Raw genomic sequence first — 12746 nt, 5'->3', positions numbered from 1 at the left:
TTGTGTCAGACTGACGTTACATGATTCCAAAAGGACCAAGGAGGAATAATAGATGGCAATGGATCAGAGTATCTTAAATGATAAAGGGAAAGTCAGATCTACCTTAAAAGGAGAATTTTATACATCCCCGGAAGTTTATGAACTAGAAAAAAAGAATATTTTTGCAAAATCTTGGCTTTTCGTTGGCTATGAGTATGAGGTATCGGAGCCAGGCCAGTACATTACAATGAAGGTTGAAGGCGAAAATATTCTGATTGTTAGGGGAAAAGACCGTGTGCTGCGAGCTTTCTTAAATGTATGTCGTCATCGTGGAGCAACACTCTGCAGCGACTCTTCTGGAAAGACAGGGATTATCCGATGTCCATATCATTCTTGGAGTTATGGACTTGACGGTTCCTTACTTGGAGTACCCAAATCGAGTGAATGTCGTGAAGAGTTAATAAATAATGATAGCTACGGTTTAGAAGAAGTGCACCTTCAAACATGGCATGGTATGATCTGGCTGAACTTTTCTGAAAATCCAATGCCGGTTGAACAACAATTAGACACACAAATTTTTGATCGTTTCGGTGAACTTGAGACATTTGGTAGATATCAAATCCAAAATCTAAGAGTCGCTCATCGCAAAGAGTATGATGTGAAAGCAAACTGGAAGATCATTGTAGAAAACTTCCAGGAATGTTACCATTGCTCTGCCATTCACCCTGAACTGACAGCGGCACTTCCTGAATTCAAAACAGGCATTGGAACACAAAACGCAGTCGGTATAGGGGCAGAATTCAATGAAAATTTGGAGGCTTTCTCCATAAGTGGAAAAGGATCTCGGCCAATGTTAAAAGGGTTGCTTCCTGAAGATGACCGTATCTATTATGGAATGACCATTATTCCTCATGTATTCATCAACTTAACGCCGGATCATGTGATAACTCACCGGATCATTCCGATTAGTACGGATCGATCGATTGTGATTTGTGATTGGCTATTTGATCCAGAAGAAATGGCCAAACCAGATTTTAATCCACTGGACGCAGTTGAATTATTCCATCGTGTAAATGAGCAGGATTTTGAAGCTTGTCAATGGTGTCAAGAAAACATGGGATCAAAAGCATACAGAGATGGCGGAATCTTAGTTCCGATTGAACATCATGTTTCCCGATTTTACAATTACGTTTTAGAGTCAATCGGTACGGAAGTTGAATAACAGATACTTATAAATTGGTGATGTAATAAAAAAGGCACCTGCTGAAAACAGGTGCCTTTTGTGAATCCAACGGTTGAATTGGTGGAGTACGGTTCCTTATTGTTACTGAGATTTAATCAAGATACTTTTAAATGGGGGGATATGTGTGAAAGAAGATACTAAAGTATACGATATAACAATCATAGGTGGTGGACCTGTAGGATTGTTTACTGCTTTCTATGGTGGAATGCGTCAAGCGAGTGTAAAAATAATTGAAAGCTTGCCACAACTTGGTGGGCAACTTACAGCTTTATATCCTGAAAAGTACATTTATGATGTTGCTGGATTCCCTAAGGTCCGAGCACAAGAATTAATTAACAATTTAAAGGAGCAAATGGCTAAGTTTGAATCAACAATCTGCCTTGAACAAGCTGTAGAAACGGTTGAAAAACAAATAGATGGGGTATTTAAATTAACAACAAACAATGAAGTGCATTATTCAAAAACGATTGTGATTACCGCTGGAAACGGTGCATTTCAACCTCGAAAAATTGAAAATGAGGAAGCTGCTCATTTTGAGAATAGTAACCTTCATTATTTTATAAATGACCTGAATACATTTGCTGGACAAAGAGTACTTGTATGTGGAGGCGGGGATTCAGCAGTGGACTGGGCTCTTATGCTTGAACCGATTGCAGAAAAAGTATCACTAGTTCATAGGCGAGATAAGTTCCGTGCTCATGAACATAGTATTGAAAATCTTTATAACTCAAAAGTGGACGTACGCACTCCTTTCATTCCAAAGGAATTAACTGGTGGTGAAGGAATTGAGCAAGTAGTTTTAGAAGAAGTAAAAGGCAATCGAAAAGAAATATTAGATGTTGATCATGTTATTGTGAACTATGGGTTTGTTTCTTCATTAGGACCCATCAAAACCTGGGGCCTAGAAATCGAGAAAAATTCTATTGTCGTAAATAGCAAAATGGAAACAAACATCGAGGGAATATATGCTGCGGGAGATATTTGTACATATGAAGGGAAAGTGAAGCTAATCGCAAGTGGTTTTGGTGAAGCACCTACTGCCGTTAACAACGCAAAGGCTTATATGGATCCGAAAGCACGCCTCCAACCGCTTCACAGCACTAGTTTGTTTTGAAATCCGTGATTTGATTTTATTTGACTCCGACGACTTAAATATTAAAACCACTATGCTGTTCCCTATCCGGATAGTAAACGACTTGGAATGAAAATTGAAAATCTTATTAGGGGATTTTTAGAATCAGAAGAGCTAAAAAATCAAAAGATGATAAATACCAATCATTGTTTACAGGTATTCACTTTGAAAAAGCGTATATAATACGCTTTTTTTTGCATTTTATAAACACAATAAAGTTGATTTCCTTCAAGTAATTGATTTACTGGAAATTTAGTGGGAGTTATAATGGAATTATAATCCAAAATAAATAGATAAGAAGAATTAAAGTCAGTTATTCACTTTTAGGAGGAAAAAGCTTTGTTTACTTTTAAAAAAATCACCGTAGGATTCCTGGTTATATGGAGTCTCGCTGCTTGTGACAACGAACAAGTAATGATCATCAAACCTGAAAGGGTAGATTTAAAAGAGGTGCAAAAGCCTACACCACAAGACAATGTGCCATCTTACGAAGCACCAAAGTATCATATATATGGAGGTTGGATGAACGATGAATCTTATATACTTATCAAAAGTGATGGTGACGGTAGATCCAAGTTTACACTGGAAAAAATCCCGAAAAAGGGAAAAGGGAAAATCCTAAAGTATTTCCAGTTACCAGAATCAACTGGATCAAAACTAACCGGTATAATATCTAGCAAAGAATCGAACAACACTTCTTTTCTAACCTTAGAATTAAATAAAGAAAAAACGGAAATAACTGTTACGTTACCTAATGAAAAACCCGTTACATATAAAGAAGCAGAAATGGAGCCGCAAGAATTTAATCCTGATTACGAGTGGTAAATAAAACTATAAAAGTGAAAATGCACCTCTGGAACAGTAGGAGGTGTATTTTAGAGGCGGCAATCGGAATCGACCTGTGCCTTAACACTTGGCTATGCCGCTATATATATTGGCAAGGACAGTAGAAATTGAACCCACACCGAAGGTTTTGGAGACCTCTGTTTTACCTTTAAACTATGCCCTTAAATACTAGTTTGATCCTGGCAACAACCAAACTAGTTTAGTCTGTTTTTTTAATTTCAATCTAGATTAGATTAGATCAGATTGTATTGGATTATTATCCGTATTATTATTTGGAACCATGGTTTATTCCTTTTAATAATAAAATATGTTTACTGATAATTACCCCGTACTAGTTCTGGAGAAATCTGAGCGGCTATAAAAGTTTTATTTATTTTAAAATATACCTCGGTAGAATATAGGTTTTATTTGACATCCCAAAATAGCTAATAACTCATTATTCATTTTAGTAGGATGTATTTTGGAGAGGGTGGATGAACAAAACCCTTACGGATGATATATTGCTGCAAAAAGGGTGGGAATGTGATGACCACGGTCCTGTTGAAATCGTTACAATAAACTTAATAAAAAGAGCCTCATACTGAAGTTAAGTTGAAGATCAGGCTGCCATCTGGCATGCATAACGGGTGCATTACTTCATTAAGGGAGTTGCTTTGGCAGCTCTCTTTCTTATGGCACTAAACCAGCTAATAGTTAGTCAACATTTTTCAATGAAAACTTAAAATATTTCATGCTATACTAAATTTGTGCATGCCAAATAACCTTCCAATGAACTGTGTTTGGAAAGTTTTGTACTATTTAGTTATACTTTTAAACTAGGCTAGATCTTGGAAAGTCGAATGGTTTTGTAATAGTGCATAAATCCATTGTAGAAGCTTATTGGCACATGCTATCACAGCTACTTTAAAGGGCTTTCCTTCTTCACGTTTCTTATCATAAAACTCTCGTAATCTCTTGTTCCGAGGGATGATTTTATCTGTCGTTTTCTTCTTGCGACAATCACGAATGGCACAACGAACGGCCATATATAAGGCATGTCGTAGTCTACCAGAACCTCTTTTGGTAATCCGATTTACTGTGCCTTTAAATTTACCTGATTCAAAGATACTTGGATCAATTCCGGCAAATGCCACTAGTTTTTTAGGGTGATTAAACCGATCAATCTCTCCAATTTCAGAAATGATCGTTGCAGCGATTTTTTCACCGATTCCAGGGATGGATTGGATAATCTTATATTCTTCAATTTCTTTTGCCAAAGCATCTATCTCGTCTTCAAACCTGGATAGGTGCTTTTGGTATTCTAGAAGCATTTTTATATACATCTCTAGGCTTAAAATGTGACTCTGATATAAAGTTCTCTGAAAAGGATTTCGAGCTGAGGCAGCCATAAGTTTCTCTGCCTTTGTATTCGCCCACTTTCTAGAACGACTTGGACAAAGTTCATTAATCCTATTTGCTACAGTTTCTTCACCGACTACTAATATGTCTTCAGAAGTAGGGAATTCTAATAGAGTAAGCAAAGAAACAACCGAATACAAATCTCCAAAAACCCCTCTATATTCAGGAAATACTTGATCAAGAACAGCCTGAAACTGTAGTTTTGTTTGTACATAGATACCTGTTATATTTGCATGTTGTCTTGAAAGATTACGAAGATTTAAGAGTTGTATCCCTCGTTTTTTATAAGGCTCTAAATCCTCTTTATAGTACAGCTCGCAGAGGTGACGTGCATCGATTAAATCTGTCTTTACTTTCCGTAAACTAGAGCTCTTCGCACGATAAGAAATGAGTGGGTTAACGATAATTAATAAGTAACCTCTCTCCTCAAAATACTGCACAATGGGCGTATGATAATGCCCAGTAGACTCTAAAACGACCGGAGGTCGAATTCCTGTTATGTTTTCTATCTCTCTAAGATATTGGTGTAAGCTCTCTAGTTCTTCAATGGTATGTGCTACTTTAAAACTTCTTTTATAAGGCTTCTTTTTATCCAAGAACGCTTGAACCTGACTTTCACCTTTCGCTACATCCAGACCAACCACTGGATTCATTTTTTATCTCCTCCAAAAACATATTATTGCCGGTAACCCCTAATCCTTCTTGTAGTATCATAGCTTCGCTTGTTATACGAGATCTAGTCTCAACCAGCCTAATCATGTTTCTACAAGTAGGGGGCGAACTGTTTAGTTGACGGGGTCCAAGCCCCACGGGCAGGAACGTTCTACCCCGGCTACCGTTATCATATATCGATATAAAAATTGTTCAACCAGAAATAACTGGCTGACCTTTATAATACGATCGGGGCAGGTTAGTTGAAGAGTGCTCTTTGACCTTTATTCAACAATTGGGCCAGATTGTAGCATAACGGATGAAGAATATTTTGCTAAAGTAGGAAGGGATTGTGAAGGAGTGTTATTAACCTTTAGGGTAGCTCAATAAAAAAACAAATTAGGTAAAATGAAATTGTAACTTGGTGTATAGTAAAAAGAAAAATTCCCCTTTATATCTAAGGGGTGGGAGGATGCTATGGAAAAGCTAGAATATGAATGGGTAAAACAAACACGTCAGATTTTATTAGACCAGTGTAGAGAATTGAATGAAGATGACTTTACTAAAGAGTTTGAATTTGGTTTTCAGAGTATTAGAGATTCTTTAGTTCATGTGGCAGGTTGCTATCATGCTTGGGTAGGTTCTTTTGTACTTTCAGAAACATCATCACCATTATTTACGAAGGAAGTAATTAATAATATGAAGATAGATGATATTCAACGCTATTTTCAACAAGCTGATGTATATGTAGAGAGTGTGTTTGAACAATTCAAAAACAAATTTGATGAGTTTATCGAAAAAGAGCCTTCTTGGAAAACAGGCAGTGGGTTTGTAAGAAAAACGCCACATCAATTACTAATTCATTCAATTACTCATGAATCGCATCATAAAGGGCAAATTGTAGCAATGCTACGTCTACTTGGCCATATACCTAAAAATACAGACATATTGGGGTTGCCTGAAAAGGAATTCGCTAAATAAAAATAAGGAAGTCTTCCGCAATAGGGCGCAATTCTGCAGCAAGAATTGTGCTTTTTCTTTATGTTTAGGGCGCGATTGCTTAAACAAAGGTAATCGTCTTTTGTTATTGAAGTAATGGGCTATTTAGTTCAATTTGGTAAGATGATTAAAAAAGCTCTGACTCGAGACTTTTGCTAAATCATCTTCTGTTAATAAACGAATGGTACCATCCAAATCATCTGCACCCTTTGAGAAAAGAACATAAGGAAAATTTTATGATATCGTTAAGTAAATTAATTATTAAAAAAGGTATGAGGAGAATAATAATTATGGAAAATACAGCATTAATAATTATTGACTTGCAAATTGGTGTTCAGCCTGAAAATGTTCCACTTTATAACTTAGCGAATGTATTAAATGGGGTTAATCAAAGAATTCGTTTATTTAGAGAAAAAAACAATCCTATAATTTTTGTTCAACATAATGATAGTGATCTGGTTCTTAATTCTCCAGAATGGCAACTATTTCCGGAATTAGATGCTAAAGATACAGATATCTATATCAACAAAACACATGCAAACTCATTTTACAAGACTGATTTGAATGAACAACTAAGGAAATTAAATATAAATAAACTTGAAATTTGTGGCGCACAAACTGAATATTGTGTAGATACAACTATTAGAATGGCTCATGGATTAGGATATAAATTATTTATGAAAAAAGGGTTAACTACCACCCTTAATAGTGAACTTCTAGGAGCCAAAACGATCATTGAACATCATGAGAATCTCTGGAATAATAGATTTTTAACTTTTTTATAGAAATGAATTGCTTTTATCAAGATGAGTAGTCCTTAACAAATACCCTGCTCCGATGGCCATATAATTTTTTTGGTATTTAAAAATATGGGTTCACTCTAGCTAATGGGTGCCTATCTTCAATAAGATTAGATTAATGATCTTCAGCAATCGGGCGCTTTAATGAAGTAACTAAAGCCTAATTTCTCGGTGTTAAAAGCGAGAAATTAGGCTTTTTTATATTTGGATTTCCTTACCGTTGTAAATCTGTATTTTCCTGATGTTACTCCCTTAGCGTAGGAAAAAAGGCTTTTTTTATCCTGAATTTCTCTTAGCGTATGTTTTCCGCGTTTTGTTGGTAGGACCCCATGCCCATCAAGGTAAGATATCATAATACCCCTAGAACGAAAATTTTGTGCATCTTACTCGTTTTTATCGTTTTGGGGTAATTCGTTATTGTTAGCTTGATGGCGATGTGGCGGTACCCCTAAAAGATAATTATCGTCTTATTCTTGATCAATTGGAGACTGCAAATGGTCATTAAATGTATCAAGGTAAAGTTGTCCATTTGCACCTAAAACTCCATAGGTCACGTCGTTTACCCACAAATTGCGTTTCTTTAACTCTTTCTCTAGCCACGAGAGAGTAATTTTATTCTCCTTCAAATTTTTATCAATGATTTTTCCATCCATAATTAATTCAATGGGAAGCCTGTATTCCGGACTGGACGCGATCCATAAATCTTGTCTTGTCACGGTACGATACTGAGGCTTTTTCAATACACTTAATGTTCCGTTAATTTCAAGAATAGCAAAAAGAACCTCCTCAATATCAAATACATTTTTTTCTCGTAGTTCTTGATTTAAGTAATCTAAGGTATAACGCATCTTTCTCATATTATGTTCTAATATTTTTCCATTCTGAATGACAATGGTTGGATCTCCAGCAAAAAACTTACGAGCCTTTTGGCTTTTTAAGCAAATATAGGCAATAAGAAAAGTTATACCAACAAAGATACCGAAAGAAAGCAAGAGATGGTAGGCTTTAATATGAGTATTAAACGCTAAATTCGCTACAATTGCACCCATTGTGATAGCAATAACGAAATCAAAATAGGTCATTTGAGCAAGAGTTTGTTTACCCAAAAAACGGGTAGTAATTATCAAAATAAAAAATGCTCCGAACGTACGAAGGATGATTTCAATATAATCAGGCATATTCTTCCTCCAGATGAGTCAACCATTTCCTATATCATTATAGTCAGGGTCTTTTTTTATAAACATCCGTTTTTTTGCATACAACTAGAAATCCTATCCAAAGGAATCCATTTAGAATACTCGGTTCAAGAAATCATGATTTGGTATCTAAATAGGAACCAGACTTATTGGTTCCGATAGATAGCGCACTTTATGTTAAGTAAGGCTTATAGTGACATAAAAAATTAATCTTTTCGGTGCAACCGTACAAAGATGTACGGTCTTTTTTTGCTTTAAGAGGTGATCACACACAGTTTAAACCAAAAAGAACGCATACTATACATTAGGTTTAACTTACCAGGTATATATAAAGGAGAAAACGCTAATGACTAAGAATAAAAATAATGTAGAAGTGAGAAGGGAACCAGGAGCGCAACACCGTATTTATATGAGGGTAATTCCAGAAATCAACGGGGTGTTTATGAATGGGACAAGGAAAATGAAATCCTATAATTTTAATAGAGAACATTACATACAGGAGAGTTTCTAAGTTGTTATAGTAAGAAGCAAAGTTATGAACGGCTTTCAAAAGAACACAAAAAGTTATGAACTATTGTTAGACCGACGCTAAAAACTCCCCCCTATAGGAGTGAAAAAAGTGATAAGAGGTAAAAGTACAACGATTCATCTATTTTTACTTTTGGTTGTTACAGCAGTTTTTATATGGTCAATTATAAATCCAGCAGGATACTTGAACTGGGCATTGGAGGTTAGTCCTGCCATTGTCGGACAAATCATCGTAATTGCAACATACAGTAAACTTCGCCTTACTACTCTCTCTTATATCATTATTGCCATTCTAACGATTTTAATGTTTGTTGGCGGCCATTACACATACTCAAAAGTACCCCTTTTTAATTGGATAAAAGATGTTTTAAATTTAAATCGAAACGACTACGATCGATTTGGACATTTTCTAAAGGGTTTGTTTGCGATTGTAATAAGAGAAATATTATTACGAAAAACTCCAATAACCAAAGGCCCTTGGTTATTTTTCTTCACTATAAGTATCGCGCTTGCGATCGCTTCCCTGTACGAAATCATCGAATGGTTAAGTACTAAAATAACAAAAGAAGGAAAAGTAGTTAAAAACTTTTTAGGTATGCAAGGTGATATTTGGGATGCACAATGGGATATGTCGTTTGCCTTAGTTGGTTCGATTCTTGCGTTACTCTTTTTTTCAAAACTACATAACCAGCTGTTAAAAAAAGAATTAATAAGAGAGTCGAGGAAAAGTCAATCTAAAAGTGATTGAAGTAAAGTATCAGAATGTTTTACAAATGCGTGCAAAAAGAAAAAGCTCCCCTCAAATGATATAAAAGGGATGTACCATTAACGAGCGTTAATATTATCCCCTCCAATCCTTTGGGTAAAAGAAGGAAAAATTGCAAAAAATTCGCGATATACATATCGCGAATTGCTTCCAAGAGGTCTATGACTAAACGTCCAGAGCACCTGGTTATTCCCTTCTAGGAAGGGAGAACGCCCCCATTACCCCTACTCAGACCAACAGGCGGCTAAATAAGGTAGCAGAGTTCGCCGGCGTGGAACATGTCGGGTTTACAAGGCAACAAAGGATATTGCCATGCTGCAAGGGATTTTACATCATTCTCATCCTTCTATTACCTTACGATATATTGGCATTACCGAAGAAGAAACGAACAACGTATTGAAAACATTTAGTGTGTTTCACTAATAATGACCTTTTTTTACTTTCTGTATTTCTCTTATTGATTCTATTAATCTCCAATTTCTCTTTCTCCTATAGTTAGTTATGTATTCTTATTGTTTTTCGTCATATATTCTTACCAATTCTAATACACTGTACCGAGTCTTATATAAAAGGAGGGACTACCTTTATGGGTAAAAGAGATGGTAGAAAAGATGGTACAAAAAAACAGAAACATGTGCATGAATTTTTAGGCAGTACCAAGTTGGCAGAAGAAGACGAGGAGAGACATAATCATCGTTTTGCAGGGGTTACGGGTGAAGCAATCCCCAGGGGGAATAGTCATTTCCATGAAATAGAGACTAATACCGACTTTTTTGATCACCATCATGAGGTCGTAATAAGAACAGGCCCTGCTATCCCTGTCGGTAATGGCAAACATGTACACTTTGTGGACGGAATGACTACAGTAGACGATGATCATGACCATGATTTTGAATTTGCCACTTTAATTGATAAGCCTCTTATATAAAGTTAATAAAAAAGATTGCCCTCGAGGGCAATCTTTCAGACTGTAGGCAAACTCGATGGAAATCGAGTTTGCCTACAGTCTTTTTTGTTTTAAAATGGAAGTATTAAAACTTGAGGTGATGAGGATGCTTTCTGATTCTATTCAGCGAGATCAACTTGAAATGATTACTTTAGATCAACTGGTGCCAGCGAACCATTTGGTTCGTAAAATTGAGGCTGCCATTGACTTCTCTTTCATTTATGATTTGGTGAAAGATATGTATTCAGAGGTAGGACGCCCAAGTATTGATCCAGTTATTTTAGTTAAACTGACATTCATTCAATATACCTTCGGTATTCGTTCAATGCGTAAAACAATTGAAGAAGTTGAAACAAATATGGCTTACCGTTGGTTCTTAGGCTATGGATTCCATGATAAAGTGCCTCATTTCTCAACGGCTTAGTGACAGGGTTGCTGCTCTAGACCGCAAAGTAAATGTGGAGGGAATAATAATATACTCCTTATTAGTTTATTTCTCCTAGTTTTCTTCGATTGATTGCCCTATATAGAGAACCTTGCAATATTCCAGTTGCTGAAACTATCTCTTTTATAGAATATTCTTTACTGTCATACATCCGAAGTGCAACAGCAAGCTTCAAATGTTTTATATAAAATGCAAACTAATAGGAGGATTATCATGGTCTATGTCGCACTGCTTAGGGGAATCAATGTTGGTGGGAAAAACAAAATTAACATGAAGTTGCTTAAACAAGCTTTTGAACGAGTGGGTATGAGCTCTGTAGCTACATATATCAATTCAGGTAATATTATTTTCACAGTGAATGGCCAATCAAAAACAATGATATCCCATATTTTAGAAGAGACTATACATACAAACTTCGGATTACAAATCAAAGTTTTAGTCCGTAGTTTTGATGATTTTAAAAAAGTCATACACTCCCTTCCAGAGTCATGGACGAACGACCAACAGATGAGAAGCGATGTGCTGTTTTTATGGGACGAAATTGATGATGAGTCAGTGCTTAATAAGCTGGTCATCAAACCAGAAATTGATACGGTGAAATACGTTCCTGGAGCCATTCTATGGTCGGTTGAAAAAAAAAATATTACCAAATCCGGTATGACTAAACTCGTTGGTTCAAAGCCATACCAACAAATAACAATCAGAAATGTAAATACAACTCGCAAAATATACGAACTTATGCAAGCTGCAGAGGTGTGAATTACATGATACTAGCAAGAACTATTTTCTAGTAATTGGAAACTATCTGACGGATAACTATCAGAACCCTGTCACTGGGCCTATAACACTCGTTATGGTAACAAAAAAGGTTAGGTACTTTTTTAGATATCCAACCTTTTTTTGCCGATAAGACACTTTATGAAAGTTCTGCAATAAACACCAGTTGAATTAAATTAATCGATTTTCAACAATAGGGCGCACTTCTGGAACAAGAAGGCGCCCATATTAAATCCAATATAGCTTTTCCTTTCAGATGCTACATGAAATTGGGTGTCTTCTTGAACTGGTCTAGCGATTGACCTTATAGTACGATAGGGCGCGTTAATCGAGGATGAAGGCTAACGACTCTGAGGTTTTTTAAAAGTTTAATCAAAATGTATCCCTAATAAAACATTGGATGTAAATACCAAATGGCTAAGTAAAGCCTTTTTAGAAACAAGCACCAAAATTCAAGCGCATATTTTCACTCACACAGGTAACATTACTACTTGTACGATCCAAACACATCCCTTAGGAGGTTTTCATCATGGGCTTTTTTGATTTATTTAACGAAGAAGGAACTCAAAAGGAATCTCGAAAAAAGGTACGTGAAGTAGATCGCACTGCCGATACAGAATTTGCAGCAGAAGACGTACATCTTGATCTTCGTGCTGAAGAATTGGACATCGACAAACACCGTGTGGAGACTGGTGATGTGACGCTTCATAAGGACATTGTTGAGGAAGAACAATCAGTGAATGTCCCTGTTTTACATGATCAAGTCGTTATTGAACAAAGAGCCGTTGATCACGAACCAACAGATGAACCAATTACAGAAGAAGAAACGGTTCATATTCCAGTAACTGCTGAAAAAATTGATGTAGAAAAGCATACGGTCGTCACTGGTGAAGTCTCTGCTCATAAACGTTCGGTTCAGGAAACAGAACAAGTACGCGACGTACTTCGTAAAGAAGTTGCAGATGTTGAATCGCATGGTAATACAGATATTATCAAAGAGGACTAATTGTGCCTACCTACTTAACTTCTAGTTAAGTAGG

The 12746-nt window shown here is 36.2% G+C and carries 12 protein-coding genes, 1 tRNA gene and 2 pseudogenes; 11 read left to right on the top strand and 4 right to left on the bottom strand.

All coding sequences use genetic code 11. From position 1 onward, the window contains the following. The first annotated feature begins 52 nt into the window (after nucleotides 1-52). The 3 genes from QFZ73_RS27085 (at nucleotide 53) to QFZ73_RS27075 (ending at nucleotide 3179) form a co-directional block, all read left to right on the top strand. Nucleotides 53-1201, top strand: coding sequence for an aromatic ring-hydroxylating oxygenase subunit alpha (locus QFZ73_RS27085; RefSeq protein WP_307273517.1), 1149 nt, complete (start codon nucleotides 53-55; stop codon nucleotides 1199-1201). Nucleotides 1202-1346: 145 nt separating this feature from the next. Further along, on the top strand, nucleotides 1347-2336 hold the full coding sequence (yumC, locus tag QFZ73_RS27080; RefSeq protein ID WP_307273512.1) for a ferredoxin--NADP reductase 2: 990 nt from the start codon (nucleotides 1347-1349) through the stop codon (nucleotides 2334-2336). Between the two features lie 357 nt (nucleotides 2337-2693). Further along, a complete protein-coding gene (locus tag QFZ73_RS27075) occupies nucleotides 2694-3179 on the top strand; it encodes a hypothetical protein (RefSeq protein ID WP_307273509.1) in 486 nt (161 codons plus the stop codon). A gap of 110 nt (nucleotides 3180-3289) precedes the next feature. Here QFZ73_RS27075 and QFZ73_RS27070 read toward each other — a convergent pair. Both QFZ73_RS27070 and QFZ73_RS27065 read right to left on the bottom strand, forming a co-directional pair. Further along, nucleotides 3290-3363 (bottom strand) — tRNA-Trp (locus tag QFZ73_RS27070). A gap of 652 nt (nucleotides 3364-4015) precedes the next feature. Next, nucleotides 4016-5251, bottom strand: a complete 1236-nt coding sequence (locus tag QFZ73_RS27065; RefSeq protein ID WP_307261933.1) for an IS110 family RNA-guided transposase — start codon at nucleotides 5249-5251, stop codon at nucleotides 4016-4018. A 475-nt stretch (nucleotides 5252-5726) separates the two neighbouring features. Between QFZ73_RS27065 and QFZ73_RS27060 the strand changes: the two genes are divergently transcribed. Both QFZ73_RS27060 and QFZ73_RS27055 read left to right on the top strand, forming a co-directional pair. Further along, nucleotides 5727-6230 carry a DinB family protein gene (locus QFZ73_RS27060; RefSeq protein ID WP_307273506.1) on the top strand — a complete coding sequence of 168 codons (504 nt, stop codon included), beginning with the start codon at nucleotides 5727-5729 and terminating at the stop codon, nucleotides 6228-6230. 308 nt (nucleotides 6231-6538) lie between these two features. Further along, nucleotides 6539-7033 carry a cysteine hydrolase family protein gene (locus tag QFZ73_RS27055; protein ID WP_307273503.1) on the top strand — a complete coding sequence of 165 codons (495 nt, stop codon included), beginning with the start codon at nucleotides 6539-6541 and terminating at the stop codon, nucleotides 7031-7033. A gap of 482 nt (nucleotides 7034-7515) precedes the next feature. Here QFZ73_RS27055 and QFZ73_RS27050 read toward each other — a convergent pair whose 3' ends face one another. Continuing rightward, nucleotides 7516-8226: a DUF421 domain-containing protein gene (locus QFZ73_RS27050; protein ID WP_307273500.1), complete on the bottom strand. Its 711-nt coding sequence runs from the start codon at nucleotides 8224-8226 to the stop codon at nucleotides 7516-7518. 364 nt (nucleotides 8227-8590) lie between these two features. Between QFZ73_RS27050 and QFZ73_RS27045 the strand changes: the two genes are divergently transcribed. The 4 genes and pseudogenes from QFZ73_RS27045 to QFZ73_RS27030 form a co-directional block, all read left to right on the top strand. Beyond that, entirely contained in the window at nucleotides 8591-8755 is a 165-nt protein-coding gene (locus QFZ73_RS27045) for a hypothetical protein (RefSeq protein ID WP_307273497.1), read from the top strand. A 108-nt stretch (nucleotides 8756-8863) separates the two neighbouring features. Further along, nucleotides 8864-9520: a DUF2238 domain-containing protein gene (locus tag QFZ73_RS27040; protein ID WP_307273496.1), complete on the top strand. Its 657-nt coding sequence runs from the start codon at nucleotides 8864-8866 to the stop codon at nucleotides 9518-9520. Between the two features lie 604 nt (nucleotides 9521-10124). After that, nucleotides 10125-10466 carry a YmaF family protein gene (locus QFZ73_RS27035; RefSeq protein ID WP_307273494.1) on the top strand — a complete coding sequence of 114 codons (342 nt, stop codon included), beginning with the start codon at nucleotides 10125-10127 and terminating at the stop codon, nucleotides 10464-10466. Nucleotides 10467-10590: 124 nt separating this feature from the next. Then, nucleotides 10591-10902 (top strand): annotated as a pseudogene (locus tag QFZ73_RS27030) (transposase); the annotation flags it as partial. Between the two features lie 67 nt (nucleotides 10903-10969). Here the strand turns inward: QFZ73_RS27030 and QFZ73_RS27025 are convergent. Then, nucleotides 10970-11101 (bottom strand): annotated as a pseudogene (locus QFZ73_RS27025) (recombinase family protein); the annotation flags it as partial. A gap of 41 nt (nucleotides 11102-11142) precedes the next feature. Between QFZ73_RS27025 and QFZ73_RS27020 the strand changes: the two are divergent. Both QFZ73_RS27020 and QFZ73_RS27015 read left to right on the top strand, forming a co-directional pair. Beyond that, the gene (locus QFZ73_RS27020) at nucleotides 11143-11688 is read left to right on the top strand and encodes a DUF1697 domain-containing protein (protein ID WP_307273492.1); all 546 of its coding nucleotides are present in this window, start codon (nucleotides 11143-11145) and stop codon (nucleotides 11686-11688) included. A 547-nt stretch (nucleotides 11689-12235) separates the two neighbouring features. After that, complete coding sequence (locus QFZ73_RS27015) at nucleotides 12236-12712, top strand: YsnF/AvaK domain-containing protein (RefSeq protein WP_307273489.1); 477 nt, start codon at nucleotides 12236-12238, stop codon at nucleotides 12710-12712. Nucleotides 12713-12746 lie beyond the last annotated feature (34 nt).

This window comes from Peribacillus sp. V2I11 (genome assembly GCF_030817135.1).
In the GTDB taxonomy this organism is placed as follows: Bacteria; Bacillota; Bacilli; order Bacillales; family DSM-1321; genus Peribacillus; species Peribacillus simplex.
The sequence above is the reverse complement of the archived record's forward strand: the minus strand, read 5'-3'. Positions and strand labels throughout refer to the sequence as shown.

Bases quoted from the DNA above. Each gene is read 5' to 3' on its own strand.
- QFZ73_RS27085 (WP_307273517.1), top strand. From the start codon at position 53: ATGGCAATGGATCAGAGTATCTTAAATGATAAAGGGAAAGTCAGATCT.
- QFZ73_RS27065 (WP_307261933.1), bottom strand. From the start codon at position 5,251: ATGAATCCAGTGGTTGGTCTGGATGTAGCGAAAGGTGAAAGTCAGGTT.
- QFZ73_RS27060 (WP_307273506.1), top strand. From the start codon at position 5,727: ATGGAAAAGCTAGAATATGAATGGGTAAAACAAACACGTCAGATTTTA.
- QFZ73_RS27055 (WP_307273503.1), top strand. From the start codon at position 6,539: ATGGAAAATACAGCATTAATAATTATTGACTTGCAAATTGGTGTTCAG.
- QFZ73_RS27050 (WP_307273500.1), bottom strand. From the start codon at position 8,226: ATGCCTGATTATATTGAAATCATCCTTCGTACGTTCGGAGCATTTTTT.
- QFZ73_RS27045 (WP_307273497.1), top strand. From the start codon at position 8,591: ATGACTAAGAATAAAAATAATGTAGAAGTGAGAAGGGAACCAGGAGCG.
- QFZ73_RS27035 (WP_307273494.1), top strand. From the start codon at position 10,125: ATGGGTAAAAGAGATGGTAGAAAAGATGGTACAAAAAAACAGAAACAT.
- QFZ73_RS27020 (WP_307273492.1), top strand. From the start codon at position 11,143: ATGGTCTATGTCGCACTGCTTAGGGGAATCAATGTTGGTGGGAAAAAC.
- QFZ73_RS27015 (WP_307273489.1), top strand. From the start codon at position 12,236: ATGGGCTTTTTTGATTTATTTAACGAAGAAGGAACTCAAAAGGAATCT.